We start from the raw sequence: 26828 nt of genomic DNA, 5'->3' as shown, positions 1-26828 counted from the left end.
GACGAGGGCATGGGAGGAGCGCTGCCGATCGGCCCGCCTCGGCCTCACGCGGCCGGCCGGGGTGTGGCCACCCGGCGGAGAGGCTGAGACGCGGCCTGCCCCTCCGCGCCGTCTGCCGCCACCCGGAGGCCCTGGGCATTCCTGCCCGCGCGCTTGGCGGGTTCACCTGACGCACGCGTCCTGCTCACCAGTTGGGTGAGTGTGAGCTGCCTGGCCATGACCCCTCGGGCCGGCCGACGCCGACGGGGCTGGTGACGGGGCGTGTGGCAGCCCTCCGCCGGGGCGGGCACGTACAGGTGCTGCCGTCGGCCGGTGTCGCGGGCGAGAGCATCGCGGAGCAGGGGCAGGTGCGCGCTCACCGCTGCGAGGCAGTCGTGTTCGTCCCGGCAGGCGGGGCAGGTCGTCAGGTGGGCGCGGACCCGAGTGGTTTCGTCGGCGGCGAGGGCATTGAGTGCGTATCCGGCCAGCAGCTCACGGATCGTGCTGCATTCCTGGGGTGTGGTGAACATGGCGGGTGTCCTCTCGGTGCGGGGGCCGCGCGGTCGGTGCGGCCATGGGGTTCAGTCGCGGGCGTCATCCTGGTCCTGCTCGGTGACGTCCATGGCGGAAGTGGTCTGTTCGGCGGTGCTGTCCTGGTGGGTGCGGGTCGCCTTCGATCGGCGGGGCCTGCGCTCTGCGGGCCGGCCCGGCGCCGGGAGAGGAAGACTGTGGCTGCGAACAGCAGCGGGAAGATCCAGGAGGTTCAGCCGTGGATCGGGGATGCGGTGGGCGGGCGGCGCAGCGAATGGTGCGCGGTGCCGTGGGCGCCGGGGCCGCGGCCCGAAAGTGTGGTGATGGGCGTGTCCCTCACCATCTGCCCCCGGTGCGGGACGAACCTGTGGCGCTGTTGTGCGGCTTCGTCCTGCGCCGGTCAGGCGTCGCGTCGCTTGAGGAGCAAGGCCGCGAGGCCCAGGAGGGCCGCTGCGTATCCGGCGAACAGTGACAGACCTGTCCAGGGGGCCATCGCGGGATCGGGGACGACGGCGAGCACGGCTTGTCCGGCGTTGCTGGGCAGGTAGGGGTCGATGTGCTGAGCCCAGTCGGCCGGCAGCAGGGCGCCCAGTCCGGGCAGGACGAGCAGGATGCCCACCAGCGTGGCGATGGCTCCCGCAGAGCTGCGGATGATGGCGCCCAGGGCGACGCCGAACAGTCCGACGACAGTGAGGTAGAGGGCGGTTCCGAAAACCACACGGGCGACGCCGGGTTCGGAGAGATGCGTGTCCAGGTGAGCGGAGGACAGGACAGCCTGGCCACCGAAGAAGGCGGCGAAAGCGGCTGCGGTCATCAGGACGAGGACGACGCCGGTGAAGACGGCGGCCTTGGCCACCAGCATGGGCAGCCGCCTGGGGACGGCCGTGAGCGTGGCGTGAATCATTCCGGTGGAGTACTCACCCGTGAACACCATGACGCCGAGGACACCGATGGCCAACTGTGCGGGCCGGTACATGCCCAGGCTGACCTCGGCTCCGTTGAAGTGCGCCAGCTCCCGCGCGTCGAGGTGGCCTGCCCGCAGGTGACTGACCAGCATGCCCAACCCGACCATCGCTACCACGGCGGTCAGCAAGGTGATCGACGTGGAGCGCACGGTGCGCAGCTTGATCCATTCGGACTTGAGGACCCGCCGCAGGGTCACCTTGCCGGGGCGCGCTGCCGAGTCGAGCGGGTACGTAAGGACCGTAGTCATGACGTGCTCCTTACCTCGACCGGCTCGTCGGTGCTGTTGGCGCGGTACTCGACCGCGTCCCGGGTCAGTTCCATGAATGCCTCCTCCAGAGAGATCCTCTGGGGGGAGAGTTCGAGCAGGGTGAGCCCGTGCCCGGCGGCGACCGAGCCGATGTGGTCACTCGTCAGGCCGACTACCTCCAAGGTGTGGGGCGCGCAGGAGGTGAGGGTGACGTCCGGGCCGGCCAGCAGACGTTTCAAGCGGCCGATTTCCGGACACCGCACGCGCACCACGGTGCGGGCCGCGCCGCGGGTGAATTCCTCGACCGAGGTGTCGGCGATGAGCCGGCCACGGCCGATGACGACGAGATGTTCGGCGGTGAGCGCCATCTCGCTCATCAGATGCGACGAGACGAACACCGTGCGCCCCTCCCCCGCCAAGCTCTTGAGGAGATTTCGGATCCACCGGATGCCCTCCGGGTCGAGGCCGTTGACCGGCTCGTCGAGGATGACCGTGGCAGGGTCGCCGAGCAGCGCGCTGGCGATGCCGAGACGCTGGCCCATGCCCAGGGAGAACCCGCCGGCCCGCTTGTTGGCGACCTCGCGCAGGCCTACGAGGTCGATGACCTCGTTCACGCGCCGGCGGGGGATACCAGTGGTGGCGGCCAGGGCCAGCAGGTGGTGGTAAGCGGTGCGGCCGGTGTGGATGGCGCGGGCCTCCAGCATCGCCCCGACCTCGCGCAAGGGCGCTTCGTGCATGGCGTAGGGGCGGCCGTTGACGGTGACATGCCCCGCGGTGGGGGCGTCCAGGCCGAGGATGAGCCGCATGGTGGTGGATTTGCCGGCCCCGTTGGGACCGAGGAACCCCGTCACGATGCCGGGGCGGACCGTGAAGGACAAATCCTCGACGGCGGTTCTGTCGCCGTACCTCTTGGTCAGGCAGTGGGCTTCGATCATTGCGAAACCTCCGTTCACCACCTCACTTTCGCCCGAGGACGGCCCCTTGCGCATCGTCCCCGTGTAGCGATTCCGGGGTACCACGTCCGTGGTAGGAAGTCCGCCGGCCTACAGCGGGGACGGAACTCGGCACGTACCTGTGCCGGCGATTACGCGGATGTTGCCGAGCGAGTCGGCTCCATCGCCGGGCTGACCAGGCCACTCTGGTAGGCGATGACCACGAGCTGGGCCCGGTCACGAGCCGCCAGCTTGGTCATGGCGCGGTTGACGTGGGTTTTGGCGGTCAGCGGGCTGATGAACAGGCGATCGGCGATCTCTTCGTTCGACAGGCCCAGCGCGACGAGCGCCAGGACATCGCGTTCCCGTGGTGTCAGGCACTCCAGCCGCTCGTGGATGGCTGCCGGGCACGCTTCGGGCTGCGTCAGGAATCGCGTGATCAGCGCTCGGGCGGCAGACGGGCACAGCAGCGCTTCCCCGGCGGCGACCGTGCGGACGGCCTCGAGAAGCTCCTCGGGCCGCGCGCCCTTGCCGAGAAAGCCGCTCGCACCCGCGCGCAGCGCCTCGGCGACGTACTCGTCCTCCTCGAAGGTGGTGAGGATGAGGACCTTCACCCCTGCGAGGTCTTCCGACTCGCCGATCAGCCGCGTCGCGGCGAGGCCGTCCATCTCGGGCATGCGGATGTCCATCAGGAGCACATCCGGGTGCTGCGCATGGGCCAGCTCCACTGCCTCGCGGCCGTTGGACGCCTCGCCCACGGTCTCCATGTCGTCCGCAGCATCGAACAGCATCCTGAAGGTGCCCCTCAGCAGGGCCTGGTCATCGGCGAGCAGCACGCGGATCGTCATACCCATCTCTCCTCGGCGGTCCGTTCGTTGCCGGACCGCCCGTGGCCGTTGTGGCTCGCAGAGGCAGATCGGCAGTCACAGCGAACCCACCCTGCGGGCGGGCTCCCGCGTACAGCGTGCCCCCGACGATGGCAGCCCGCTCACGCATCCCGATCAGCCCGTGCCCCGTTCCCTGGGTCGGCTGGTGGTTCGGTCCGACGCGTCCGTCGTCCTCGATGGTGATCGTCAGCCAGTCGGGGCGGTAGTGCAGGAACAATCGGGCGTGGTCCGCGCCGGCGTGCTTGTGCACATTGGTCAGGGCCTCCTGCACGATGCGGTACGCGGCCAGGTCGACTGCCGGCGCCAGAGGTTCACTGACACCCCGCTGACTGTGCCTGACAACCAGGCCTGCGCCTTCGAACGACGCCAGCAGAGCCGGTAGCTGCGTCAGACCCGGCATCGGATCGCGCGGCGCCGCCGGATCACCCGACTGCCGTAGCAGGCCGACGGTCACGCGAAGTTCATCCAGCGCCGACCGGCTGGTGTCCCGGATGTTCTCCAGAGCGGCGAGTGTCTGCTCCGGCTGCCGCTCCGCGAGATGGACGGCGACGCCTGCCTGAGCGTTGATCAAGGCGATGTGGTGCGCGACGACGTCGTGCAGCTCCCGCGCGATCCGGACCCGCTCAGCCGCGACCCGCTGCTGTGCCTCCTGCTCACGGGTCCGCTCCGCGTTCTCCGCCCGTTCCTCCACGGCTGCCACATAGGCACGGCGTGACCGCACCGCGTCCCCGATGGCGGCCGACAGAGCCGTCCACGCCAGCATCACCGCCTTCTCCGGCTCCAGCCACGATCCCGGGGCGAACACCACGGCCGCCCCCACCAGGACGGCGGCCGTGATCGACGTCGCGGTCCAGGTGGTGCGCCGGTCGGTCTGCACCGCCACGGTGTAGACGGACACATCGACCGGGCTTGCCACCACCGGGCTCTCCCGGAATCCGAGCACCTGAAAAAGCACCCCGCAGCCGACCGCGACAGCCAGTACGCCGAATGGGTGACGGCGCCGCCACATCAACGCCGAGCAGCCGACCGCCGCCAGCACCACGCCCTGCCACCGGTACTCGATCCGGTGCTCGTCCGGCACAACAGCAGAAGCCACAACCGACAGCCCGAACAGCACGGCCGACAACAGCGCGTCCACCACGCCAGGCCTGGCTCGTGCTTCCCGCCTCCAACCGTTGATCACTGCCATCTCACCACCGTAAGCGCGGTGGCCGGGTCAGGCATCGTGTCGGTTCGGCGGGGCGGCGCCGGGCACGGCGCCGTTGACCGGGTTACGTGAGGGCTTGAAGGCCGGGACGGCGGCCTCCATCGGGGTGGCCACGCCGGTACGCTCCGGCCAGCGGCACAGGCTGCGGGCTTCTCCTTCGGCCCGGCCGGGCGCGGCCCGCCCTGTTTGCTTCCCCCCACCACGGAACCGCGGACCACGACGCCGCCTGCCCCTGACTGGCGAGCGCCACGCCAGAGGCCGGTGCGAGGCAGCGCCCCGTGCCGGTTCGAGTCCGGCCCCGGGGCGCGCCTGTCGTTTCTGACGGTTACGGGACAGGTTGTTGCTGCGTGACGCAGTGGATGCCGCCGCCTCCGGTGCCGAGGCGGTCGATGTCGAGCTGTTCGATGACTCGATCAGGGTAGAGCCGGGCCAGGGTTGCCTTCGCTGCGGCGTCTGCCTGGGTGTCACCGAAGTGGGCGCAGATGACAGCGCCGTTGCACAGGTAGAAGTTGGCGTAGGAGGCGAGGAAGTCCCGGCTGGTGGAGCGGATCTTGTTGTAGTCCGGGCCCTGGAGTTGCATCACGTCCATCGGCCGGTCGGTGGCTGTCGTCGATTCGCGCAGGATGCGGTACTGCTGACGCGCGTCCCGGGCATAGGCGTCGTTGTCGGACGCCGGCGGCATCTGGACAAGTGCTTCCCCGGGGGAAAGGAAGCGCGACGTGGCGTCGACATGGTCGTCCGTGATGTCCTGGCCGTACACGCCGTCGAACCAGATGACCTTGGAGGCGCCGTACGCTGCGCACATCGCGGTCTCGAGCCGGCTCTGCGACATTCCGGGGTTGCGGTTGCGGTTGATCAAACTGCTGCGGGTCGCCATGAGGGTGCCGTTGCCGTCCTGTTCGACAGCACCGCCCTCGCCGACCAGATCGGCGTGGGTGAACGGCACACCGGCGTATGTGGCGATCCGCTCGGCGACGAGTGCGTCCCTGGCGTGGGTCTGCTTGTTGCCCCAACCGTTGAAGTTCAGGCCGATCGCGTCCAGGCCGTCGGCGCCGTCGGTGCGGAAAACCGGGCCCGTGTCACGCATCCAGCAGTCATCGACCGGGATGGAGCTGATGACCGTGACCGAGGATCCGCACATCGACCGCGCCCTGGCGGCGCTCGCGGAGTTGGCGCACATGATGACGGGTTCGTATGTGGCGATGGTCCGGGCGATCAGTGCGATGTCCGCCTGGACTCCGCTGAGCGCGCGGCCCCAGATGGCGGTGCTGTCCGGCCAGGCCATCCAGGTGCGAGTGTGACGGACGTCCTCGACCGGGACGATGAAGGAGCCTGCCGGGGCTGTGGTCCCGCTCGGTCGGGACACGGCCCCGGCCCGTCCCTGGGCTGCCGCCGCCAGGGTCGCTCCCATTGCGGTCAGCCCTGCGGCTGCCAGGAAACTGCGCCTGCCCGGGCCCGATCCGGAGGGTCGGCCCGCTGCGTGATCGTTCACTTGTGCCTCCTGTGACGAATGTTCGCGGAGTGTCCGCAGTTGAGTGGAAAGCCTTGGAGGAGCTACTAGGGCATTTCGGCAACGCAGCGAGCGTGCGTGCCAGACGTCGCGCACCGGGCGCCCAGTTTGTGAGCTCCTCTAAGAGCCTGTCGGGTGACCTTCGATCGGAAAGCGGACGCGGTCTGGTGCGTGCGATTCCAAGGCGCCGGAAGGCTCTCGTAGCGGAGCTACTAGGGCATTTCGGCAACGCGGGAAGCGTGCGTGCCAGGGCGTGGGCGCCCGATCAGAGGTCACCCGACAGGCTCTAAGGTGGCCGAGGCGGTGACGGTCTGTCACAGAGCCCGTCGGGCTGACGCGATCCGTTCCGGGTCCCAGCCGGGATGGGGCACGGACTCAAGGAGGAGCCGGGTGTAGGGATGCTGGGGCGCGGCGAGCACCTCGGCGGTGGCGCCTGCCTCGACGACGCTGCCGTGGCGCATGACGATGACGTCGTCGGTGACGCACCGGACCACGCCGAGGTCGTGGGTGATGAACAGATAGCCGATCGACGTCTGTTGCCGGATGTCGGCCAGCAGGTTGAGGACCTGCGCCTGCACCGACACGTCGAGTGCGGCAACCGCTTCGTCCAGGACGAGAACGGCCGGCTCCACCGCGAGGGCCCGCGCGATGGCCACACGCTGGCGCTGGCCGCCCGACAGCTGCCTGGGCAGCGCGTCGGCTGCGCGTGTTCCGAGGCCCACCTGGTCGAGGAGTTCGCACACACGCCGGGCGTGGTTCATGTCGGGGAAGTGCAGGCGCAGAGTCTCGCGCAGGACCGCCTCGACGCTCGTCCTCGGATCGAGGGACAGGTAGGGGTCCTGGAAGACCATCTGGACCTCACGGGCACGGGCGAGACGCTGTGCGCGGCCCCGTACGCCACGGGGCCGGGATCGGCCCCGTACGAAGACCTCACCGGCGTCGGCTTGCTCCAGGCCCACGACGATCCGGGCGGTGGTGGTCTTGCCGGAGCCGGACTCGCCGACGATGCCGAGGGAACCGCCCACCGGCAGGGTGAAGGACACACCGTCCACGGCGCGCACTGTTCCGAAGGTGCGTCTCAGGTCCACGGTCTGCAGTACGTGCTCAGACATCGACGGCGCTCCTGTCGAGCCGGTCGCTGTGGTGGCAGGCGGCCTGGTGTCGGGGCTGCCCCGGGACGGGCTGGGGTACGGGGGTCTGCTGGTCGCAGACCTCGGTGGCGAGCGGGCAGCGGGCGGCGAAGGAGCAACCGGTCAGAACCGCGCGCAGGTCGGGAGGCTGGCCGTCGATGGCGGCGAGTCTGCCGCCGGGAGTCGTGAGACGGGGCGTGGAGGCGAGCAGGGCCGCCGTATAGGGGTGACGCGGGTGTGTGAAGAGGGTTTCCGCGGGGCCGCTCTCGGCGATCCGCCCCGCGTACATGACGGAGACGCGGTCGCTGATGGCGGCGGCGAGGTCGAGATCGTGGGTGACGAACAGCAGTCCGGTGCCGAAGCGTTCGCGCAGTTCGGCGAGGAGGGCCACGACCTCGGCCTGCGTGGTGACGTCCAGGGCGGTGGTGGGCTCATCGGCGAGCAGGAGGGCCGGGTCACCCATGAGGGCCGCTGCGATCATGACGCGCTGCAGCATGCCGCCGGAGACCTGGCTGGGGTACTTGTGCAGGGCGGAGGCGTCCAGCCCGACCGCCCGGAGCAGCTCGGTGGCCCGGGCGGTCGCGTCCACCCGGTTCATGGTCCGGGTGCGGCGGACGCTTTCGGTGAGGAAGTCACCGATGCGGCGCAGCGGGTTGATGGCGGCACGCGGATCCTGGAAGATCATGGCCACTGTGCCGGTGCGTAGGGCGCGCAGCTGATCGGTGTGCATGGTGAGCACGTCATGGCCGTTGACGCGGACGGCGCCCTCGGCGGTGGCGCCGGGCGGTAGCAGGCGTAGTGCGCTGCGGGAGGTAAGGGTCTTCCCGGAGCCGGACTCACCGACGAGGGCGACGGTCTCGCCGGCGGCGACGGTGAGGTCGACACCGTCGAGGACCGGGCGGGCGGTGCCGGGCAGGGTGATCCGCAGCCCTTGGATGTCGAGTGTGTTCATCGCTCTCTCCTGGCGACGCGGTCGGCCCAGCGTTCGCCGACCACGTTGAAGGCGACCACGGTCAGCACGATGAGGACGGAGGGCAGAATCGCGGACAGCGGGTAGCCGTACTGGATGGCGGTCTGTCCGTCGAAGACCATGCGGCCCCAGTCGGGGGTGAGCGCGGGCACGCCGAGTCCGAGGAAGGAGAGGCCGGCGAGGTCCATGAGGGCGTAGCCGAAGTTGATGGTGGACTGGGCGAGGGCGACGGGGGCGATATTGGGCAGGATGTGGCGCAGACAGATCTGAATCGGCGCATGGCCCTGGACCTGATAGGCACTGACGTAAGGGCGTTCGCGTTCCGCCAGGACCAGGGAGCGGGTCAGGCGGCTGACGTAGGGGAGGTAAGCGATGGCCAGCGCGATGACCGGGGCGAGCAGCCCCTCGCCGTAGACCGAGATGATCAAAATGGCCAGCAGCAGCCCGGGGAAGGCGAAGACCAGTTCCGTGCTGCGCGAGAGGGCGGAGTCGATCCACCCGCCTTTCCAGGCCGCGGCCGTACCGATGGCCACGCCCGCGACGGTGGAGAACACGACTACCCCGAGGGGGCCCAGCAGCGAGGTGCGGGCTCCGAGGAGCAGACGGGAGAGGGTGTCGCGGCCGGCTGCGTCCACGCCGAGGGGATGCCCGGCAGAGGGTCCGGCGAGTGCGTTGCCCAGGTCGATGCTGTTGGGGTCGTAGGGCACCGCCCAGGGGGCGAGCAACGCGGCTGCGACGACGAGGGCGACGAAGCCCAGACAGATCACGTAGAGCGGTGACCCGGCGGAGCGGATCCTGGAGAGGCCGGGCCGGCGGGTGAGGACTGCGGTCATGCGGAGGACCTCCTCGATCCGAGGGTGATCCGCGGGTCGACCAGGGGCAGCAGCAGGTCGACGATGAGGTTCACGATCATGAACAGGGCGACGATGATCAGGGAGATGGCCTGAACGGTGGGGAAGTCCTTGGTGGTGGTGGACAGTTCGAGGAGCTGGCCGATGCCTCCGATGCTGAAGGCACTCTCCACCAGGATCGTGCAGACCAGGAGCGTCGAGACGATCAGTCCGCCGGTGGTCAGGACGGTGCCCATCGAGTTGCGGAACACATGACGGCTGATCACCTGACGTTCGGGGACCCCGCGGCTGCGAGCCACCGTGACGTGCTCACTTCCGAGGGCTTCGAGCATGGCGGAGCGGGTGACCCGGGCGAGCATGCCGATCAGGTAGAGCGCGAGCGCGATTGCCGGGAGAGTCAGGTGCCAGACCATGTCACCGAAGCCCTCGCCCGCTCCACTGCTCGGGAACCAGCCGAGGCCGACGGCGAACAGGCCCTGGAGCAGGACTGCCGCGACGAAGGACGGGGTGCCGACGGCGAGCGTAGTGGTGACCAGGATCGCGGAGTCGGTGGCGCCGCCGCGCACGGCGGCGAGCCGGCCGAGCAGCAGTCCGACGACGACGACCACGACCAGCGCCATCGCGACCAGCAGCAGGGTGGTGGGAAGGCGGTCGGCCAGGAGGCGGGACACGTCGGTGCGGTAGGTGATCGAGCGCCCGAAGTCGCCCTGCATCACGTCGCCGAGCCACCGGAGGTACCGGATGAAGAACGGGTCGTCCAGGTGGTACTGGGCGTTGATCGCGGCGAGCGCCTCCGGCGAGGCCGAGCGGCCCGAAAGCAGGAAACTCGCCGGGCTGCCCGGCGCAAGGTACATCGCGCCGAAGACCACGAACGACGCACCGAGCAGAGTGGCGGCCATCTCCGCCATCCGTCGCACCGCGAATCTGACGAAGTTCACGTCGCGGCCCCCACATCGGCGGCCCACGGGTAGTACATGTACGAGATGGTCGTGGGAGCGCCTGTGATCCTCTCGTTGAGGAACACTGCTGTGGGCCACTCCGCGACCGGGATCCACAGCAGCTGCTCGGCGGCGCGCTTCTGGAGTTCGGCCTCCAACTGCAGCCGACGGTCCGGGTGGTAGACGGCGGTGGCCCGGTCGATCAGCTTGTCGTACGCCTTGTCACTGAAGCCGGCGAAGTTCAGGTAGGCGCCGGTCTTGAAGTTCGTCAGCAGGTCCAGCGGGTCGGTGATCGAGTCGTAGTAGGTGAGCGGGAACATGTCGATGCCCTCGCGCGCCTTGGGATCGGTGAACAGCGCGGTGAACGCGTTCGGCGCGATGGTCTTGAGCTGGATTCTCAGGCCGATCCGGGTGCCGGCTGCCTGGACCGCGGTGGCCAGGAGGGAGACGTCCTGGCCGATGGAGCTGGTGGCGACGGTCAGGGTCCTGCCGGTGGCGCCGGCCTCCTTGATCAGTGCCTTGGCCTTCTCGATGTCCTGGGTGGCCGGCGGCAGACTGTCGAAGGCGGCCTTCCTGGTCTGTTCCGAGGATTCGGCCCAGGCGGCACGGGTGGTGAGCGAGTTGGTGACGGTGCCGGCGCCGCCGAGGCCGGCCTTGACGAACCCGGACCGGTCGAGGGCCAGGGACAGTGCGCGGCGTACGCGGATGTCGCCGAGCGGGCCCTGCATGTCGGTGATATTGACGTTGACGGTGCTGAGGCCCTCGCCGAAGTACAGGGTGCCCGCGTCGCTGTTGCGCAGCCGGGCGTAGCTCTCGGTGGGGATCAGATATCCGCCGTCGGCTTCCCCGCTGAGCAGGGCGTTGGTACGGGCGGAAGGGTCGGTCAGGAAGCGGAACACTACTGTGCCGGACTTGGCCTTGGTGCCCCAGTAGCCGTCGAAGCGATCCAGTTCGATCGACTGGCCCTTGTTCCAGGTGCCCAGCTCGAACGGACCGGTGCAGGCGAGGCCGCCGGAGGTGCCGTAGTCCCTGCCTGCTGCCTCGACACCGGCCTTGGAGGCCACCACGCCCGCGGCGGTAGCCATGTACTGGGGGAACTGGGAGTCTGCCTTCTTGAGCTTGACGGTGACCTGGAGCGGGCCGGTCTTCTCCACGGAGGCGACGTTCTGGAACACCTGGGCCCAGGCGGCGGCGTTGTCCGGGTTCATCTGCCGGCCCAGGCTGAAGACCACGTCGTCGGCGGTCATCTCCTTGCCGTCGTGGAAGCGCACGCCCAGGCGCAGATCGTAGACCCAGGTGGTGGGGTCGGGATTCGATGCCTTTCGGGCCAGACCCGGCTCGGTGGTGAGTCCCGGTGTCCAACGCATCAGGCTCTCGCACACGTTGGAGAGGATCGTGTTCTGCGGGTAGTCGAACGCCACGGTGTAGTCCAGCGTGGGCGGCTCGGCGTAGACAGCCCAGGTGAAGGAGTCGATGTTCCCCCTGGCCCGCGGTGTTCCCGGCGACAGAGCGAAGGAGGTACCGGGGGTGTCCGCCCCGCTCCTGGGAGGGCCGGCGCAGGCCGCGAGCAAGGCGAACGAGGACAGTGCGGCGGTTGCCGCGGCGAAGCCGCCGCGCACGCCGCGGCGCCGTCTACTGGTGCAGGGTGGGGGTGGTGTGGTCATCGTGGCGCTTTCTCTCCGTTCGGCGGGGTGGCCGACGGGCCGTGGGGCCGGCCCGTCGGCCAGGTTGATTCCGGTTTCATGCGATGGGGGGCGCCAGGGGGATCTGCTGGGTGATGCAGTGGACGCCGCCGCCGCCGAATGCGATCGCGGGTGCCGGAACGCCGACGACCTTGCGGCCGGGGTAGGCCGAGGCGATCACGGCGAGGGCGTCCTCGTCCTGGGGCAGACCGGCCACCGGGACGACGACACCGCCGTTGGCGATGTAGTGGTTCAGGTAGGACACCTCGACCTGGCCGCCGGGGGCGTGGGCCAGGTCGACGAACGCCGCCTGGGGGACGTCGATGATCTCCAGCGGTCGGCCCTGGGCGTCGGTGGTGACCTCCAGCACCGCGCGGTTGGCGCGCATCCGGGCGAAGTCGGGATGCGCGGGGTCGTCAGGCAGGGAGACCACGACCTTGCCGGGGGCCGCGAAGGCGCAGACGCCGTCGACGTGACCGTCGGTCTCCGTGTCCAGCAGACCGCCGTACGGAAGCCAGATCACCTTGCTGACGCCCAGACGGGCCCTCAGCTCCGCCTCGATCTCGTCCCGGTTCATGCCGGGGTTGCGGTTGGGGTGGAGCAGGCACTGCTCGGTGGTGATCAGCGTGCCCTCGCCATCGACCGTGATCGACCCGCCCTCCAGGACCATTTCGGAGTGGATCCGCTCGATGCCGAGACGGTCCAGAAGCAGGCCGCTCACGCGGTCGTCGGCGTCGTACGGGTGGTGCTTGCCGCCCCATGCGTTGAAACGGAAGTCGACACCGGCGCGCCGACCGTCGCCGTCGAGGACGAACAGCGGGGCGGAGTCGCGGAACCACGAGTCGTCCAGCGGCAGCTCCACCACGGTGACGTCATCGCCGCAATAGGTGCGGGCATCGCCGCCGCAGCCGGGCGGGGCGACCATGGTGACGGGCTCGAACTCCGCGATGGCCCGGGCGACGTTCGCGTACTCCTCCTTCGCGGCGTCAAGGACACTGCCCCACAGGTCCGCACGGGTGGGCCAGGCCATCAGGCAGCCCTCGTGCTCGGACCATTCGGCGGGCATACGGAACGCGGTCATCACGTATCTCTCTTCTTTGAGTGGATGGAGCAGCTCTTGACTGAAAATTCAGTCAAGAATGGAGTCACAGAAAATAGAGGCGCCCGAGGGAGACCTCGTGCGCCGGCTCGGAACGCAAGGGCGCTCCGTCGAGGGTGACCAGACCGCTGCGCGCGTCGACCTGGACCTCTCCCAGGCGCGCGTTGCCGACCATGTCCGCGGGACCGATACCGCGTGTGCCGCGCACGGCAACGCGTCGACGGCGGGTGGCCAGAGCGTCATAGGGCCTGCCGGACGACCCGGACTCCGCCGCGGCGCGGCTGACGAACGCCACCGAGAGGTCCGCCGGTGCGGCCCCGTGGGCCCCGAACAGCGGTCCGAGCACGAGTGGTTCGCAGGCATCGGTAGCGGCGTTGGGGTCGCCGGTGACGCCGTAGGCGGGGAATCCGCTCTTGATGACCATCTGCGGTTTGGCACCGAAGAACGGGGGTCGCCAGAGCACGATGTCGGCCATCTTGCCGACCTCTATGGAGCCGACCTCGTGCGCGAGGCCGTGGGCGATGGCAGGGTTGATCGTCAGCTTGGCGATGTAGCGCAGGACACGCGCATTGTCGTCTCCCTCGCCGTCGCCCTCCATCGGCCCCAGCTCGGCCTTCATCTTGCCGGCCATGGCGAAGGTGCGGCGGATGGTCTCGCCGGCCCTGCCCATGCCCTGCGCGTCGGAGGAGGTGATCGCGATGGCGCCCAGGTCGTGCAGGACGTCCTCGGCCCCCATCGTCCCGGCCCTGATCCGGTCCCGGGCCATCGCCTCATCGCCGGGCAGGTCGGTCTTCAGGGCGTGGACGGAGACAATCATGCGGTAGTGCTCTTCGACGGCATCCCGGCCGAAAGGCAGGGTCGGGTTGGTGGAGGAGCCGATGACGTTCGGCACGCCCGCCATCTTCAGGACGTTCGGGACGTGGCCGCCGCCGCAGCCCTCGATGTGGAAGGCATGGATCGTACGGCCGTCCAGAACGCTCAGGGTGTCTTCCACCGACAGGCACTCGTTGAGGCCATCCGAATGCAGGGCGACCTGCACGTCGTGGTCGTCGGCCACCCGCAGCGCCGTGTCCAGCGCCCGGGTGTGTGCGCCGAGATCTTCGTGGACCTTGAAGCCGCAGGCCCCGCCCTCCGCGAGTGCCTCGACGAGGGGCGTCGGCTCGGAGGAGGAACCGCGGGCGAGAAAGCCGATGTTGACGGGCCAGGCGTCGAACGCGTTGAAGGCGTGCTTCAGTGCCCAGGGAGAGTTGACGCCGACTCCCCACATCGGCCCGAACTCCTGGCCGATGATCGTGGTGACACCGCTCGCCAGCGACGCCTCCATGATCCGCGGCGACAGCAGGTGCACGTGGGTGTCGATGGCACCCGCTGTCGCGATCAGCCCCTCCCCCGAAATGATCGTCGTCCCGGTGCCGACGACGACGTCCACGCCGTCGAGGGTGTCGGGGTTGCCCGCCCGGCCGATCGCGTGGATCCGGCCCTCGCGGATGCCGACGGACACCTTGCGGATGCCCTGCACGGCGTCGATGACCAGGACGTTGCTGATGACGACGTCGCAGGTCTCGCGTACGGCGGCGGCCTTGAGGTGCAGTCCGTCGCGGGCGGTCTTGCCGAATCCGGCCAGGAACTCGTCGCCGGGCCGCTGCGCATCGGACTCGACGCGCACGACGAGACCCGAGTCCCCGAGCCGGATCCGGTCCCCGGCGCGGGGGCCGTGCACGGTCGCGTACTCGTGCGCGTCGATGTGCCGGCTGCCCGGCGCACAGTGATCGCTGTGCCTGGTCGGCTTGCTCATGGGTTCGTTCCTTCCGGGCCGTGGACACCGTCCGCGCCGAGGTAGCCGCAGGCCGCGGCCTTGCGCAGGGCCTCTTCCTTCGCCCCCGGGGCATCGAGGGGGCCGTCGACGAGACCGGCGAAGCCGATGGCGATGCGGTCGCCGCCCATCGGCACGAGGCCGACCTCGACGGCGCCGCCGGCGTCGAACCGCGTGGAGGACCCGGTGGGCGCGGCCAGACGCATGCCGTAGGCGGCGGCACGGTCGAAGCGCAGGCGCGGGTTGGCCTCGAAGAAGTGGAAGTGGGACGTCACGCTGATCGGCACCGCGGCGGTGTTGCGTACGGTCAGCGTCGTGGCCGGCGTCGGCGCCTCCACGCTCTCCGAGGCCGGCAGCACCGCACCCGGGGCACCGTCGCGCCTGCCCCAGGCGCCGAACGGGTCACTGATGACGGCCAGGCGGGTGCCGTCGTCGAAGACGGCCTCGACCTGGATCTCGGTGACCACATCGCCGACCCCGGGCAGGATGTCGTCGGGGCCCAGTACGCTGCGGCCGCGTTCGAGGGCAGCTGCCAGTCGCAGGCCGTCACGTGCCGCCTCGCAGACTGTGTCCGCGATCAGCGCGGTCGCCTCGGGTACGTTGAGCCGCAGTCCCCGCCGATGGCGGGACCGGGCAAGCTCGGCAGCAGTGAACAGCAGCAGGCGGTCCCGCTCGGTGGGAGTCAGAGGCATGACGGCCTCCGACTGACTCTCCCGACGGCTGCGCCGGTCGCATACGTGGCGTTCATTTCCTACTTCCGGAAGGTCGGCGGACTGCCGGTACGGGGTCGCTCCGCGAGGGAGAACCGAGGGTCCGCTGGGCTTCCCCTGGCACTGCGTGGGGCGCAGGCGGTGACGGGGGTGACTGCGTGTGACTTCCTGACGGCCCCTCACCGATACGGGCGAGCGGGCCGCCGTGCTCTGCGGCGGAGCCACTGTGACACTGACTGAAAACTCAGTCAAGGGATGGCGCACGTAACAGCCGGATCCGTCACCCCTCACACGACATCCACACCTGACCGCGGAACGGCCGGAAGAAAGGAGGGGACGTGGGAACGGGTACCCCTGGCAACTAGTGCGTGTATCGGAAGTGGCCAGAGTGCTGGGCGTCGCGACTGGCGCACAACGGCGCAGCTGGAACATGCACTGTCAGTGGCATTGAGTACGGTCTGCCCATGGATCCTCAGAGGGCAGGAGACGCACGGCAGGCGTGGGGCCGGGTGACCGCGTGGCTTGAACATCATGCCCCTGATGTGTTCGCTGCTCTCGGCGGCCCGGGGAGTCAGGCGGCCATCCACAAAGCCGAACTGCGCATGGGCCTAAAACTGCCAGCGCAGCTGCGGCAGTGGCTTCTGGCTCACGACATCGATGCAGGTCGGCAGCCTCATGCCGGATCGGGGCTGGTGGCGCTGGGGTGCCCGGGCGTCCTCCCCAGTGGCGGACTCCTTCTGGGCCTCATGGACGTCGAGCGTGTCTACCGCCACAAGATGGCCATGGAGGAATTGGCACCGTCCGGAGATACTGACTACCCGTCCTGGCGCAGGGAGTGGGTGCCGATCGTCTCGGAGCTCGACGGTGTCTACGGGAAGTTCGTGAACACGAGCACCGGTACGGTGGGGTCTTGGAGCGAGGGGTCGTTCCCTGAAGACAGCGAGTACGCCTCGTTGTTCGCCTTCTTTCAGGATGTGGCTGACCAGCTTGAGGGAGTTTCATCGGGTGCCTGGGGCGGACCTGGCAGGGCCCGTGGACGCGATCCGCGTCCGGAGGATGAACCCGTACGTCTCTGGGCTCGTGCGAACGGCTACCTGGTCAATGACCGCGGACGTATCCCCGCAGCCATTCGCGAGGCGTACGAAGCATCACGGTGAGCGCCGAGTCCGAAGGTGCCGGTCACAGCCAGTCGTTGATCGCGGCGATGAGGACTGTCGCCTCGTAGCGGACTGCGAGCTTGTCGTATCTGGTGGCCACGGCCCGGTGCCTCTTGAGGCGGTTGATGCCGCAGAACACACAGCCGAAGTCGTCCTCGCGCACGCCGTTGCGCTTCTGGGGCGCTTCGCTGTCGGGCCGTAGGGTGCGCTGTGAGGCCTTGAGGTAGACGTTCAGAGAGAGGGATATGACCATGGGGGACGTGCAGTTGGTGTGGCAGCGATTGGTGGACTGGCTGGAGACGAATGCACCGGCGACTGCATCGTCGGTTCTCGCTCCCGCGACGCCGGCGGCGATCACTGCGGCAGAGAAGCGCATGGGCGTCGTCTTCCCGGTCGACCTTCGGACGTGGCTCCTGGCCTCCGGGGCCGACAATGTCCCTGTTGGTGTCACGGAGGGGGTCGTGCCCGGCAGCAACCGCGATTTGCTGGGACTCGCGGCCATGGAGCGGACGTACCACTTCAAGATGGAGATCGAGCGCGACGATCCGTCCGACGATCCGGAGTTTCCCTTCTGGCATGAGCAGTGGATTCCGATCGTCTCGGACGATGATGCTTGTTACGGCAAGTTCCTGGATGCGCGTAGCGGTCAGATCGGTTCATTCGGCGATGGGGATGCGCCATCCTTCGGAGTTCACGAATCACTGACCGTTCTGTTCAGCGAGATGGTCGTCCTCATGGAGCAGATTTCTGCGGGGGCGCAGGGCGCAACTGGACGTGTTCAGGGCGGCAGGCTGATCTGGGACTGATGATCGGCATACGCACGTAGGCCCACGGTGCCGACCGACACCACGGGCCCACTGCTGTTTCTGCTGTGCTACTGCGGCTTGGCTGCGTCCATCCGGTCCTGGTTGCCGTCAATGACTGCACTGCTTTGGATCTCCCACCGCGATTTGAACCTTCGCCGCACCGTTCGAGATCCACTTCCGAAACACACCTAAGGGCTGTCCCGTCATCCCTGGCGGATCGGCACGCGGCGTCAGGTCCGGTGCATCGCAAGGCGGAGGGGCGTCCTCATACTGGGTGCATTACGGCGTTCCGACAACGCAGCGAGGTGCCGCAGCTGTCGTCGTGTGCCCGCCAGGAATGACGGGACAGCCCTTAGCTCCGCAGCCGCGCGAGTTCCGCTTCGATGGCGCCCTGCATCAGGGCACGCGCATGGTCGACCCTGAGTCCACCGCTGAGCCAGCGCATACTCAGCCCCTCCAGCAGGGCGGTAAGCCGTTCGGCGGCCGCGGCCAGCATCGCCGCCGAGGCCATCGGCTGCACCTGGCCCAGCAGAGCGGCCACCTCCTGCACCCACACAAGGGTCGCCCTGGCGAGATCCTCACGCAGCACCGGATCGAAGACAGCACTTGCCCGCAACTCGCCCCATGCAGAGCTGTTCTCCCGCACCTCGGCCGTGTCCTGCAGTTCCAGCAGGAGGATCTGTTCGAGTTCCTCGCGGGGGCCGAGCGGTTCGGCGTCCGGGTCGCGGGCCGTGGTGTAGCGCTCGGCGCGGTCGTTGATGAACTCAAGCGTGTGGCGGAGGATCCCGGTGCGGTCCTTGAAGTGGTAGTAGATCAGCCCCGTGGACACACCCGCCTCGGCGGCGAGCTCCTCCACGCGCAGACCGCGGACCCCGCGCCGGGCGATCACCCGGGCGGCCGCTTCAAGGATCTGAGTGCTGCGAGACGCCATGAACACGAACCCTATCGGTCCGTTCCCGGGCGCATGTGCCGGGCTGCGGCCGGCTGGGCGGCACCGGCCGAAAGACCTGCCGCCGTCTCCTCGGGGTAGTCCAGGGAGTATCCCGCGGCACCGACCGGTACGAGCACCGCGAGGACAGCCGCCGACGCGATCAGGACCGTGCCAACCGCGCAGGCGGGCACGGCGCGAACCGGAGTCCGTCCGGATGACGCTCCCACCGACCCCACTCCCCCGCAGGCCGCCACGGGATGCAGAAGCGGTATCTGGTGAACGATCGTGCTACTAACCAAAGATTCAGTCAACATAAGACAGTGACCAGTCGACCTGCCAGAACGGGAGCGCACGGTGAGGGACCGCAGAACGGCCATCCTGCAAGCGGCTGCCAGAGTCATCGCACGCCAAGGGGTCAGAGGGCTGCGGATGGAGGAACTGGCAGCCGAGGCGCGAGTCTCCAAGGCCCTGATCTACTACTACTTCGAGGACCACGCCGGACTTCTGCGCCACACACTCGAGTTCATCAGCGACCGGGCCGAGCGGTACACCGGGGGACGGTCCGGTCCCGCACGCCCCTCCTCCCCACGCCGAGAGCTGGAACAGTCATTTCTGCTGGAGTTCCAGGAGGTTCCCGAGGTGCGGGAGAACAGCACCGCATGGGGCGAGCTGCGAGCCAGCGCGGTCTTCGATCCACAGCTGCAGGACGAGCTTGCCCGGGCGGGTCTGATGTGGGTCCGCGAGGTGGCGGACGCCCTCGGCCGCACCCGGACGGGAGCGCCCGACCCTGCCCTGATCGCGTCCGCCGAACGGCTGACCGCACTGCTCGAAGGGCTGAGCGCCCGCTGGTTGAGCGGCATCCTGCCACTGGGGAACGCCCGAGAGCTGATGCGCGAGGCGATCGCCGTGGAGGTGGAGCAGCTGGGCCGGCACCCGGCCCACGGCGCCCCACCCCGACCCCGCCCAGCCGTCGCGTCGCACACCCTGCGATGACCGCACGGGACCGGTGTACGCACACCGGACTGTTTGACTGAATTTCCAGTCAGTGTCAGAGTGGCGGTGCGTCCATCCCACCAGCCTTCGCGGTACTCACGCCCGAAGTACGCCTCCGCACTGCTGCCGCCTACGGGGCCCAGGCCTGCGATTCCTGCTGCGCGAGGGCTCTCCGCGCCCGGTTCATGGCCGCTGGACAGTGTTGCCAGTCCACGATCGGAGTTCACCGTGTTCCACCGTCCCCCCTCCCGTCGTACAGCCCTCCGTGCGCTTGCCGGCGTCGGCGCTCTCGCTCTTGGTGCCGCGGCCTGCGGACCTGGCGATTCGGCGGGGGCTTCCCGCGCCGGTGAGGACGTCGCGACGGACGAAGAGCGCCGGCTCGGCGCCGAGTGGGAAAGTCACACGCGTACCTTCATGTCGTGGCCCGCCCTGGAATCGGTGTGGGCGGAGGACCTGCCGTACGTACGGAAGGACATCGCGCGTGTCGCGCGCTCCATCGCGGAGTACGAGTACGTCGTGATGTTGGCCAGGCCCGATCAGCAGGCAGCGGCCCAGAAGGCATGCGGCTCCCAGGTCGAGGTCGTCCCGCTCGCTGTCGACGACCTGTGGGCACGCGACACCGTGCCCGTGTTCGTGGAGGAGGCGGGCAAGGTCGTCGGTGTCGACTTCAACTTCAATGGATGGGGCAACAAGCAGGAGCACGCGAATGACGGCCGAGTGGGCAGCACTCTGCTGCCGATGTACGGGATACCCCGTACGAAGGCGCCCCTGGTCGCCGAGGGCGGCTCCTTCGAGACCGATGGCGAGGGCACGCTGCTGATCACCGAGAGCTCGATCGTCAACAGCAACCGCAACCGGGGAAAGAACCGGGATCAGATCACGGCCGAGCTCAAGCAGACTCTGGGCGTGGACAAGGTGGTCTGGCTGGCCGGCGTACGCGGCGAAGACATCACCGACGCGCACGTGGACAGCCTCGTGCGGTTCGCCGCACCTGGTGTCGTCCTTCTGGACAGAGCTTTCCCCGGCATGCCCGCAGACTCCTGGTCGCGCGCGGCCGACCAGGCGAACTCCGTACTCACCAAGGCGACGGACGCCCGGGGTCGGCGCTTCGAGGTGATCGACCTGCCGCAGCCCGACCTCGACAGGATCACGGGAAGCGGCGACGACTTCGTGTCGAGCTACGCCAACTTCTACGTCGCCAACGACTCCGTGTTCATGCCCAGGTTCGGCGACAGGAAGGCGGACGACCGCGCGCGGGGCATCCTGCAGGAACACTTCCCCAAGCGCGACATCGTGCCCGTTCGGATCGACACCATCGCCTCCGGGGGCGGCGGGATCCACTGCTCCACACACGACCAGCCCGGCAAGCCGGCCGCCTGATCCCGCGCCCCGCCGTACGGGGCGGCTGTGGCACCGCGATCAGCCTGCCGCTGGGACAGAGCCGGGAGGGCCTGCCGATCAGGGTGGGGCAACTCGTCGCCGCGCACGGCCGGGGGGATCTGCTGCCCCAGATGGCCACCGAGCCGGAGCAGGCCGTCTCCTGGAGGGAGCGCCGACCACCGAATCCATGCGGACTGAGCCCGCCGACGCCCTCGCGGCCGTGCTCCCGCGGACGGCAGGCATGTGCCGTCTGCGAGAATGGACGCTCGCCTCTGAGCGCGGCGAAACCGCCATGCTCGTCTCGTCACAGGAGAGCACGCACTTGTCCCAGAAGCACGCGGCCCCGTCCGACAGCAGCGGCCGCAACGATCTGCAGGCCGACTGCGCGAGCTGCTTCGGGCTGTGCTGTGTCGCGCTGCCCTTCGCCCGTTCCGCCGACTTCGCGGTGGACAAGGACGCCGGGCAGCCGTGCGCGAACCTTCAGACGGACTTCCGCTGCGGCATCCACACACGTCTGCGGGAGAAGGGTTTCCAGGGCTGCACCGTGTTCGACTGCTTCGGTGCGGGCCAGAAGGTCTCGCAGGTCACCTTCGGTGGAACGGACTGGCGGCAGGCGCCGGAGACTGCCCGTCCGATGTTCGAGGTCCTGCCGGTGATGCGACAGCTCCACGAACTGCTCTGGTACGTCACCGAGGCCCTCGACCTCGCGTCGGCCCGCCCCGTCCACCCGGACCTGCGCCGGTCGCTGAAGCGCGTCGACGGCCTCACCCGGGGGGATGCCGCATCGCTCACGGACCTTGACGTGGCGGCGCTGCGCGACGATGTGAACGCTCTGCTGCTGCGGACCAGTGACCTGGTGCGGGCCGAGGTGCCCGGCCGTAAGAAGAACCACCGGGGAGCCCAGCTGATCGGGGCCAGGCTGGGCGGCGCCCGCCTGCGGGGGGCCAGTTTCCGCGGTGCCTGCCTCATCGGGGCCGACCTCAAGAAGGCCGACCTGCGCATGGCCGACCTGATCGGGGCGGACTTGCGCGGCGCCGACCTGAGCGGAGCCGACCTCACCGGGAGCATCTTCCTCACCCAGGCCCAGCTCAACGCGGCCAAGGGCGACTCGGCCACCAAGCTGCCTGCCGCCCTCACCCGTCCCGCGCACTGGTAGCCCGCGGCGGGGCCACGACGACCGCGGTCGCCACTGTGCCTGCGCCGCCCCGGGGCCGCCGGCGAGCCGGCGGCAGAGCACTCACCCTCTGCCGCCGTTCCCTGCGGTGTGCAGTGATGGTGCGTCAGCCGTGGTAGTTGATATAGCCGTTGCGGTCGGGGTCGGAGCCACTCTTGGTGTAGGCGTGGACGTCGGCCCGGCTGCCTGACGGCTTGTACAGGTAGATGGTGTCCTTGTCGTTGTTCCAGATGAAGTTGCAGTTCTGACGGTAGACGACGTTCTTGGCGTCGGAGTCGGTGCCGTGGCCTCCCCGCAGCTTTACGTAGTCACCGGGCTCGAGATAGTGGCTGGTCGAGAAGGTGAAGCGGTTGCCCGCGGCGTCCTTGACGACGTAGCCCTTGAGATTGACGGTCGCCTTCGACGAGTAGTTCTTGATCGTCAGGTACTCGTCCTTGGAGTTCCCGGTGGAGCACTTGTTGGAGTCCGGGCCCGGCGCGTCGTACTGGACACCCTTGATCTTCAGCGCCGACGAGTACTCGGCTGCCTGTGCCGGGGCAACGGCAACAACCGCGATGGCCCCGGCAGCGGCGACAGTGGATATGGCATGGCGTATGCGCATGAGGAAGTCCCCCCAATGGTGCGGATGAAGCGCCTGGAGCATACACAACCCGTGATGAAGAGATGCAGAAAACATGATGGATATGTGAAGGCAACCGTGCGGCACACGCCCCGGACCCCTCAAGTGCCTTGCGCAGCTACTGAACTGACGGCTACACACGCAGGTCGACGCCGGGCAGTCGGTCGAACGCCGGACGCCTGCTACCTGGTCCTGCCTACGGCTGTCGCGGCCCTGGCGGTCCCGGGCCGACGGCGCCCGGCCGTGGTCGTGGCCGCCCTTCTCCTCGGCTGCGCACCGTGGATCGTCGAGTACGCCCACCGTGCACGGTCACCGGTCTCGACGCGGTACCGATCGGCTACCACGCCGGCTGCGTGTCGCGACAGATCGGCGGCCACGACGGGAGTATCACAGCCGACGGTCTGCGCGCGGCAGCGCGTCGCACATCGGTCGCGGTGATCGTGGCTCCCGCGGACAGGCCACCCGCCTACGCCCGCGCCTGGCGGCCCGAATATCCGCCACCGCTGCGTGGGAGCACAGGCCTCTCCGTCTCCGTGGCACCTCCCGGACCAAGGGATGGCACCCCGTCAGAAAGGCCGTCGCCATGATGCAACTCCCGGGCGCCGGCCCGCACTCGCCACATCTGCCGTAGCAGTGCTCGGCGATCGATCCGGCCGGCGCGTGGCCTCGCAGCGGACTCAAGGCCGACGCGAGACCACGCTGAGGTCCGCCCCGGGAAGGGGGCGACCGCCGTCACACTGCCTACTGGATTCCAGGGATCTCGCGGGCCTTGAATGCGGCACGGACCGCGTCCGCCGCGCTCTTGCCGTACATGCGTTGCGCCGTCGCAATCGTCGTCAACGCGGCGTTCTGGAAGCTGGTGTCGGGCGCGAAGCCGAACTGAGCGTTGACGATGACGCGGTCGGCCACCCTGGCGCCGAGCGCCCCGCGGATGTCCAGGAGTGCGCGGGACCAGATCTCGCCGTCCGCGTGCACCTCGCCCACCCGGTCCCCGTATACCTTGTTCCCGTCGATCCGGCGCAGACAGTGCGGGGCGACGCTGTAGGCGACCGAGTCCCAGTCGGCGACGCACGCCAGGTCGGCCTTGCGGGGCCAGCCGTACCGGGCGTCCGCATGGGCGCCGACCTCGACTGCCAGGTAGTCGCCGAAGGCCTCACCGATCGCCCCGGCCTCCGGGGAGGTGCCGAAGCCGGGCACCTGGGCGTTGTGCACCGCGTGTCCGTACTCGTGAACGATCACCTCGGCGTCCTCGGCATCGTCGACGCCGCCCTTGCCGAAGCGGATCTCGGCCTTCTTGTCGGTGAAGAAGGAGTTGTCCGCACCCCACTGATTGATACGGATGGGCTGCGCGCGGTTGTTGGCGCCGGGCAGTTCGCTGCCAAAGCCGAGGCCCTGCAGGTACTCCTGTGCCTCATTGACCCAGAAGTAAGCCATGACCTGCTCGAACTGGTCGTCGTGCCGGTTGTACGTGTCGGCGTCGGCGGTCTTTGCGGGGGCGCCGGTCTCCGACCTGATGTAGGCCCACCGTCCGGAGAGTCCGCCACTGCCGTCGAGATTGCGCAACGCGGCGAGGGCATAGCTCGAGGCGGGAACTGCGTCGGCCGAGTCCTTGGCATCGGAGAGCGACTGGTCGCCCGAGGACTGGACGGGGTTGACCATGAATACCCGGGCCTGTGGTTCGGCCGGGGCGGGGACTGTGCCCGAGGCCGAGGCCGCTCCGGCCGGAGCGAGCAGAGCCACGGTGGCGGTGGCCGCGGCGATCAGGCCGCGGGGTGTGCGGCGAGTCATGTACATCCTCCCGTGCTGGGATGTGGTGCGGTGGCGTGTCGAATAGCGGGGGATGGCGTGGTGCGAGCGTGATCCTTGCGCACGGGCCCTTCTTTGGCCAGGCCCTGAACGCGTTTGCGACTCAGAGCGGCAAGGGCCCCCACCGTGCGGTGGCGCTCTGTTCGTGTGCCGAGACGGTCCGCGTCCGCGCGCCGAGAACGGCCCGAGCCGCAGCTCGGAGACGTCCGACTCCCGCGGGTCGTCGCCCTCGAACGCGCTGCGGTCGATGTGGTTACCCGCCTCGGAGCCTGTCTTGGACGGGCCCGTTCACCAGGCCTGGCCGGGCGATGACCGGGCTCGTGCAGGCGTGGTCGCGGCGACCCGCAACGGCTCACCACGCGCCGTTCCGTCCGTGCGCAGTCGCTGGGCGAGAGGCTCGCGCAATCGAACCGGTGCGGTATGCGGTTCGGTCCGGTCTCCCGGTCTCAGCTCCCTTCGTCGTCCGGCGGGGGCACAGTGATCACGGGGCAGGTTGCCCTGTGCAGCAGCCCATGCGGGACGGAGCCCAGCCGCATACCGGTGAAACCCTCCCGGCCACGGCGGCCGACGATCACAGCGAGCGCATGCTCGGAAGCCTCCGCCAACGCCTCGACAGGATGCCCCCGCAGCACCGCGTGGTTCAGGGGAACATCGCGGTAGGCACTGGACCGCCCCGCAGTTGCTTCATGCAGCTGCCTGTGACACGCCTCGAGCGCGGCGTCCTCGTCGAAAAACCCTGGCAGCCGCCGCTGCCACACCCACACCGCACGCACGGAGGCGCCTTGCGAGGCAGCGGCCTCCAAGGCGTGATCCAGCGCGGCCTCGGCCGACCGGCTGGCGTCCACCCCGACCACCAGGTACGGCGGCTCCTCCTCGGTGCGCCCGGCTTCCGGCACCACGGCCACCGGACAGGCAGCGTGCGCACTGACCGGAACGGTCGTCGAGACGGCGCTGAGCATCTCCCCCAGCCGGCCCAGCCGACGCGAGCCGAGGACCACCAGCCGCGCGTGAGCGGACCTCCGTACCAGGACCTGGGCCGGAGTGCCATCCGTGATGAAGGTCGTCACGTCAAGACCCGGCTGCCGCTCATGGGCACGAGCCGTCGCCTTGTCGAGCGCCTCGTCGCCCAGTTGGCGCAAGGCCTTGTGGTGTGCCGTCTCCTCGACGCCGCGTACGTGATGGGTCACGGGCAACACGGCGTGAACCAGATGCAGGCGCACCCCACGGCGGGCGGCTTCGTCGACGGCCCAAGCCAGGGCCGCATCGGCCGGCTCCGCGGCGTCGACGCCGAGCATGATCGGGAGTGGTTCACTGGCAGCTGTCATGGCTTCCTCCACCTGTCTGCGTGCGCGGGGCAGCAGTCGTGGGCTGCGGCCGCAGCTCATACCTGCACGGTACGCACATGGACGGCGAGGCGGAGGGCCGAGCGCCCCCGTTCAGAGAGCTGTTCTCCAGGGCAAGGGCGAGCTCCAGGGACCTTCGGACCCCCGGTGCGGACTGTTCGGCCCCCTGCGATCGGGAGCGTGGCGCGGTGGACTGGACATGTCGTAACCGCAGGACCGAGGAGGTCTGGGCATGGCTGTCATCGCACGCAAGCAGAAGTTCCCGTTCCCGGATCTGCCGGACTGGTTCGAGGCCTTCCCCACCCGATTCACCATGCCGGCGATGGCCGATCTGTACACCATGAGGATCGAGGAGTTCACCGAGGAGGGCCGGTACGTCATTCGAGCGGAACTCCCGGGCATCGAGGCCAAGGATCTGGACGTCACGGTCGAGGACGGCAACCTCACCATCAGGGCCGAGCGCACCGAGCGCGAGGTGGACAAGCATCGCAGCGAGATCCGCTACGGATCCCTGACCCGCAGTGTCACCCTGCCCAAGAGCGCGGACGAGAACGACGTCCGTGCCGAATACGTCGACGGCATGCTGACCGTCAGCGTCGGTCTCGGCGAGGAGAAGGCGGAGGCGAAGCACATCGAAATCAAGCACGCCACGTGACCCGCACCGGGTGGTCGCCCGGACGGACATGCGCTGCCGTCCGTCCGGGCGACCACGTCGGGCACGGTCGTGGGCCCCGCCGCAACACGTCCTCCCACACGGTCACGGCCGTCGCCGAGTCCGCGGCAGGAAGCGTCGACGGCGAGAGGACCATCGTCGGCAGACGATGGTTCGTGGCCGAGAACCGCTTGCAGGCAGCCGTGCCTCCAGGCCCTCGCCGCGGTCACACGTACAGTCGAGCCATCAGCGCCGAACCAAGCCCATCCGGCCCTCCCGCGTGGCCCTGGCAGCCTGTAGGATCCGGCGCCCGCTTCCGGCAGGCCGGTCTCCCGGTGCGTCGGCTCCCCCGGTGAGACGCCACCCCTTCATCACACGTTTCCTCGCCACGCCCTGCCGCGGCCGCCATGTCGGCTTGCGTCCAGCCCAGTGGCTCCGTCCCGAGCACCGAGCGCAGGAACGGCACATGAAGGGCCGCCCGAGCCGATACGGGTCCCTGTTCGCGCGGTGATGGG

25 protein-coding genes and 2 pseudogenes are annotated in these 26828 nt (G+C 69.1%); 7 read left to right on the top strand and 20 right to left on the bottom strand.

The annotated features are described in order from the left end of the window. Nucleotides 1-44: 44 nt before the first annotated feature. The 14 genes from AB0915_RS11260 to ureA form a co-directional block, all read right to left on the bottom strand. The gene (locus AB0915_RS11260; RefSeq protein ID WP_366690831.1) at nt 45-509 is read right to left on the bottom strand and encodes a zf-HC2 domain-containing protein; all 465 of its coding nucleotides are present in this window, start codon (nt 507-509) and stop codon (nt 45-47) included. 401 nt (nt 510-910) lie between these two features. Further along, on the bottom strand, nt 911-1723 hold the full coding sequence (locus AB0915_RS11255; protein WP_366690830.1) for an ABC transporter permease: 813 nt from the start codon (nt 1721-1723) through the stop codon (nt 911-913). Then, nucleotides 1720-2658, bottom strand: coding sequence for an ATP-binding cassette domain-containing protein (locus AB0915_RS11250; RefSeq protein ID WP_366690829.1), 939 nt, complete (start codon nt 2656-2658; stop codon nt 1720-1722). Before AB0915_RS11250 ends, AB0915_RS11255 begins: the two co-directional genes overlap by 4 nt. Before the next feature lie 149 nt (nt 2659-2807). Further along, entirely contained in the window at nt 2808-3503 is a 696-nt protein-coding gene (locus AB0915_RS11245) for a response regulator transcription factor (RefSeq protein ID WP_366690828.1), read from the bottom strand. Next, on the bottom strand, nt 3475-4731 hold the full coding sequence (locus tag AB0915_RS11240; RefSeq protein ID WP_366690827.1) for a sensor histidine kinase: 1257 nt from the start codon (nt 4729-4731) through the stop codon (nt 3475-3477). The genes AB0915_RS11245 and AB0915_RS11240 overlap by 29 nt, the downstream gene beginning before the upstream one ends. Before the next feature lie 343 nt (nt 4732-5074). Next, nucleotides 5075-6034: an agmatine deiminase family protein gene (locus tag AB0915_RS11235; RefSeq protein ID WP_366690853.1), complete on the bottom strand. Its 960-nt coding sequence runs from the start codon at nt 6032-6034 to the stop codon at nt 5075-5077. A 539-nt stretch (nt 6035-6573) separates the two neighbouring features. Beyond that, nucleotides 6574-7371, bottom strand: coding sequence for an ABC transporter ATP-binding protein (locus AB0915_RS11230; protein ID WP_366690826.1), 798 nt, complete (start codon nt 7369-7371; stop codon nt 6574-6576). Next, nucleotides 7364-8341 carry an ABC transporter ATP-binding protein gene (locus tag AB0915_RS11225; protein WP_366690825.1) on the bottom strand — a complete coding sequence of 326 codons (978 nt, stop codon included), beginning with the start codon at nt 8339-8341 and terminating at the stop codon, nt 7364-7366. The genes AB0915_RS11230 and AB0915_RS11225 overlap by 8 nt, the downstream gene beginning before the upstream one ends. Beyond that, nucleotides 8338-9192, bottom strand: coding sequence for an ABC transporter permease (locus AB0915_RS11220; protein ID WP_366690824.1), 855 nt, complete (start codon nt 9190-9192; stop codon nt 8338-8340). Before AB0915_RS11220 ends, AB0915_RS11225 begins: the two co-directional genes overlap by 4 nt. After that, the gene (locus tag AB0915_RS11215; RefSeq protein WP_366690823.1) at nt 9189-10148 is read right to left on the bottom strand and encodes an ABC transporter permease; all 960 of its coding nucleotides are present in this window, start codon (nt 10146-10148) and stop codon (nt 9189-9191) included. Before AB0915_RS11215 ends, AB0915_RS11220 begins: the two co-directional genes overlap by 4 nt. Next, a complete protein-coding gene (locus tag AB0915_RS11210; protein WP_366690822.1) occupies nt 10145-11812 on the bottom strand; it encodes an ABC transporter substrate-binding protein in 1668 nt (555 codons plus the stop codon). The genes AB0915_RS11215 and AB0915_RS11210 overlap by 4 nt, the downstream gene beginning before the upstream one ends. 76 nt (nt 11813-11888) lie before the next feature. Next, a complete protein-coding gene (locus tag AB0915_RS11205; protein WP_366690821.1) occupies nt 11889-12911 on the bottom strand; it encodes an agmatine deiminase family protein in 1023 nt (340 codons plus the stop codon). Nucleotides 12912-12975: 64 nt separating this feature from the next. Then, the gene (locus AB0915_RS11200; protein ID WP_366690820.1) at nt 12976-14724 is read right to left on the bottom strand and encodes an urease subunit alpha; all 1749 of its coding nucleotides are present in this window, start codon (nt 14722-14724) and stop codon (nt 12976-12978) included. Then, complete coding sequence (ureA, locus tag AB0915_RS11195) at nt 14721-15434, bottom strand: urease subunit gamma (RefSeq protein ID WP_366690819.1); 714 nt, start codon at nt 15432-15434, stop codon at nt 14721-14723. Before ureA ends, AB0915_RS11200 begins: the two co-directional genes overlap by 4 nt. 482 nt (nt 15435-15916) lie before the next feature. Here ureA and AB0915_RS11190 point away from each other — a divergent pair. Beyond that, a pseudogene (locus AB0915_RS11190) lies at nt 15917-16387 on the top strand (SMI1/KNR4 family protein); the annotation flags it as partial. Between the two features lie 39 nt (nt 16388-16426). Beyond that, nucleotides 16427-16609 carry a histone-like nucleoid-structuring protein Lsr2 gene (locus tag AB0915_RS11185; RefSeq protein WP_366690852.1) on the top strand — a complete coding sequence of 61 codons (183 nt, stop codon included), beginning with the start codon at nt 16427-16429 and terminating at the stop codon, nt 16607-16609. A gap of 22 nt (nt 16610-16631) precedes the next feature. Here AB0915_RS11185 and AB0915_RS11180 read toward each other — a convergent pair. Continuing rightward, a pseudogene (locus AB0915_RS11180) lies at nt 16632-16733 on the bottom strand (IS5/IS1182 family transposase); the annotation flags it as partial. A gap of 127 nt (nt 16734-16860) precedes the next feature. Between AB0915_RS11180 and AB0915_RS11175 the strand changes: the two are divergent. Continuing rightward, complete coding sequence (locus AB0915_RS11175) at nt 16861-17415, top strand: SMI1/KNR4 family protein (protein WP_366690818.1); 555 nt, start codon at nt 16861-16863, stop codon at nt 17413-17415. Nucleotides 17416-17767: 352 nt separating this feature from the next. On the opposite strand, the gene AB0915_RS11170 is transcribed toward AB0915_RS11175, so the two are convergent. Both AB0915_RS11170 and AB0915_RS11165 read right to left on the bottom strand, forming a co-directional pair. After that, nucleotides 17768-18346, bottom strand: a complete 579-nt coding sequence (locus tag AB0915_RS11170; RefSeq protein ID WP_366690817.1) for a helix-turn-helix domain-containing protein — start codon at nt 18344-18346, stop codon at nt 17768-17770. Between the two features lie 11 nt (nt 18347-18357). Continuing rightward, a complete protein-coding gene (locus AB0915_RS11165) occupies nt 18358-18573 on the bottom strand; it encodes a hypothetical protein (protein WP_366690816.1) in 216 nt (71 codons plus the stop codon). A gap of 127 nt (nt 18574-18700) precedes the next feature. Between AB0915_RS11165 and AB0915_RS11160 the strand changes: the two genes are divergently transcribed. From AB0915_RS11160 to AB0915_RS11150, 3 genes are all read left to right on the top strand, one after another. Beyond that, on the top strand, nt 18701-19339 hold the full coding sequence (locus tag AB0915_RS11160) for a helix-turn-helix domain-containing protein (protein ID WP_366690815.1): 639 nt from the start codon (nt 18701-18703) through the stop codon (nt 19337-19339). A gap of 228 nt (nt 19340-19567) precedes the next feature. Then, complete coding sequence (locus AB0915_RS11155; RefSeq protein WP_366690814.1) at nt 19568-20719, top strand: agmatine deiminase family protein; 1152 nt, start codon at nt 19568-19570, stop codon at nt 20717-20719. 322 nt (nt 20720-21041) lie between these two features. Continuing rightward, nucleotides 21042-21875 carry a pentapeptide repeat-containing protein gene (locus tag AB0915_RS11150; RefSeq protein ID WP_366690851.1) on the top strand — a complete coding sequence of 278 codons (834 nt, stop codon included), beginning with the start codon at nt 21042-21044 and terminating at the stop codon, nt 21873-21875. A 124-nt stretch (nt 21876-21999) separates the two neighbouring features. Here the strand turns inward: AB0915_RS11150 and AB0915_RS11145 are convergent, their stop codons facing one another. From AB0915_RS11145 to AB0915_RS11135, 3 genes are all read right to left on the bottom strand, one after another. Continuing rightward, nucleotides 22000-22494, bottom strand: a complete 495-nt coding sequence (locus AB0915_RS11145) for a lamin tail domain-containing protein (RefSeq protein WP_366690813.1) — start codon at nt 22492-22494, stop codon at nt 22000-22002. Nucleotides 22495-23253: 759 nt separating this feature from the next. Next, on the bottom strand, nt 23254-24300 hold the full coding sequence (locus tag AB0915_RS11140; RefSeq protein WP_366690812.1) for a M36 family metallopeptidase: 1047 nt from the start codon (nt 24298-24300) through the stop codon (nt 23254-23256). A 464-nt stretch (nt 24301-24764) separates the two neighbouring features. After that, the gene (locus tag AB0915_RS11135; RefSeq protein ID WP_366690811.1) at nt 24765-25613 is read right to left on the bottom strand and encodes a universal stress protein; all 849 of its coding nucleotides are present in this window, start codon (nt 25611-25613) and stop codon (nt 24765-24767) included. Between the two features lie 280 nt (nt 25614-25893). Between AB0915_RS11135 and AB0915_RS11130 the strand changes: the two genes are divergently transcribed. Next, nucleotides 25894-26316 (top strand): Hsp20/alpha crystallin family protein, encoded by a 423-nt coding sequence (locus AB0915_RS11130; protein ID WP_366690810.1) that lies wholly within the window; start codon nt 25894-25896, stop codon nt 26314-26316. Nucleotides 26317-26828 lie beyond the last annotated feature (512 nt).

This window comes from Streptomyces sp. NPDC048411, from assembly GCF_040704695.1.
Lineage (GTDB): Bacteria > Actinomycetota > Actinomycetes > Streptomycetales > Streptomycetaceae > Streptomyces.
Note: the sequence above shows the minus strand (reverse complement) of the source record. Positions and strands in the feature narration are given on the sequence as shown.

What these genes read in the sequence shown, in the direction of transcription:
- AB0915_RS11240 (WP_366690827.1), bottom strand. Translation starts at nt 4,731, where the DNA reads ATGGCAGTGATCAACGGTTGGAGGCGGGAAGCACGAGCCAGGCCTGGC.
- AB0915_RS11245 (WP_366690828.1), bottom strand. Translation starts at nt 3,503, where the DNA reads ATGACGATCCGCGTGCTGCTCGCCGATGACCAGGCCCTGCTGAGGGGC.
- AB0915_RS11130 (WP_366690810.1), top strand. Translation starts at nt 25,894, where the DNA reads ATGGCTGTCATCGCACGCAAGCAGAAGTTCCCGTTCCCGGATCTGCCG.
- AB0915_RS11250 (WP_366690829.1), bottom strand. Translation starts at nt 2,658, where the DNA reads ATGATCGAAGCCCACTGCCTGACCAAGAGGTACGGCGACAGAACCGCC.
- AB0915_RS11260 (WP_366690831.1), bottom strand. Translation starts at nt 509, where the DNA reads ATGTTCACCACACCCCAGGAATGCAGCACGATCCGTGAGCTGCTGGCC.
- AB0915_RS11140 (WP_366690812.1), bottom strand. Translation starts at nt 24,300, where the DNA reads ATGACTCGCCGCACACCCCGCGGCCTGATCGCCGCGGCCACCGCCACC.
- AB0915_RS11235 (WP_366690853.1), bottom strand. Translation starts at nt 6,034, where the DNA reads ATGGCCTGGCCGGACAGCACCGCCATCTGGGGCCGCGCGCTCAGCGGA.
- AB0915_RS11200 (WP_366690820.1), bottom strand. Translation starts at nt 14,724, where the DNA reads ATGAGCAAGCCGACCAGGCACAGCGATCACTGTGCGCCGGGCAGCCGG.
- AB0915_RS11175 (WP_366690818.1), top strand. Translation starts at nt 16,861, where the DNA reads ATGGGGGACGTGCAGTTGGTGTGGCAGCGATTGGTGGACTGGCTGGAG.
- ureA (WP_366690819.1), bottom strand. Translation starts at nt 15,434, where the DNA reads ATGCCTCTGACTCCCACCGAGCGGGACCGCCTGCTGCTGTTCACTGCT.
- AB0915_RS11205 (WP_366690821.1), bottom strand. Translation starts at nt 12,911, where the DNA reads ATGACCGCGTTCCGTATGCCCGCCGAATGGTCCGAGCACGAGGGCTGC.
- AB0915_RS11225 (WP_366690825.1), bottom strand. Translation starts at nt 8,341, where the DNA reads ATGAACACACTCGACATCCAAGGGCTGCGGATCACCCTGCCCGGCACC.
- AB0915_RS11145 (WP_366690813.1), bottom strand. Translation starts at nt 22,494, where the DNA reads ATGCGCATACGCCATGCCATATCCACTGTCGCCGCTGCCGGGGCCATC.
- AB0915_RS11220 (WP_366690824.1), bottom strand. Translation starts at nt 9,192, where the DNA reads ATGACCGCAGTCCTCACCCGCCGGCCCGGCCTCTCCAGGATCCGCTCC.
- AB0915_RS11210 (WP_366690822.1), bottom strand. Translation starts at nt 11,812, where the DNA reads ATGACCACACCACCCCCACCCTGCACCAGTAGACGGCGCCGCGGCGTG.
- AB0915_RS11230 (WP_366690826.1), bottom strand. Translation starts at nt 7,371, where the DNA reads ATGTCTGAGCACGTACTGCAGACCGTGGACCTGAGACGCACCTTCGGA.
- AB0915_RS11255 (WP_366690830.1), bottom strand. Translation starts at nt 1,723, where the DNA reads ATGACTACGGTCCTTACGTACCCGCTCGACTCGGCAGCGCGCCCCGGC.
- AB0915_RS11170 (WP_366690817.1), bottom strand. Translation starts at nt 18,346, where the DNA reads ATGGCGTCTCGCAGCACTCAGATCCTTGAAGCGGCCGCCCGGGTGATC.
- AB0915_RS11135 (WP_366690811.1), bottom strand. Translation starts at nt 25,613, where the DNA reads ATGCTCGGCGTCGACGCCGCGGAGCCGGCCGATGCGGCCCTGGCTTGG.